We start from the raw sequence: 417 nt of genomic DNA, 5'->3' as shown, positions 1-417 counted from the left end.
CGTGGGCTCGTAGATGTGTATAATAGACAGATTATCCCCTGTCTCCCATTGGCTATAGCGCTCCGCCATATTCGATACGGCTACATGGTATTGATTATAAAAGTTCTGTTTTTTTTCTGGGTCAGCGGATCCTCGATACGCTTGAATCAGCGTATTCACCTTCACCGCATACTGCTGAATTTGCTGATCTTCAAAAGCAGGGAGAGTGACTGGATAGTCAAATGTTAAACTTACCGTATTGTTTTGCACTGGCTCATTTTGACGCACAACCAGTTGTGTCATTTGTTTATCATCCGACGAAATCGCCGTAATGAGTTCTGAATAAGAAAAACATTTTGTTTTTATTTTGCTGACTGTTGTTAGCGAATTTAATTCATCAGGGATCCGCGTTCCGACCGGGTAATCACAGTTGAATAC

At 41.7% G+C, this 417-nt stretch carries 1 pseudogene; it reads right to left on the bottom strand.

The features are described from left to right. A pseudogene (locus ACNQ0T_RS23240) lies at window positions 1-282 on the bottom strand (hypothetical protein); the annotation flags it as partial. Window positions 283-417: the final 135 nt, after the last annotated feature.

It is taken from the genome of Enterobacter cloacae complex sp.6700776 (genome assembly GCF_048284255.1).
Lineage (GTDB): Bacteria > Pseudomonadota > Gammaproteobacteria > Enterobacterales > Enterobacteriaceae > Enterobacter > Enterobacter intestinihominis.
Note: the sequence above shows the minus strand (reverse complement) of the source record. Positions and strands in the feature narration are given on the sequence as shown.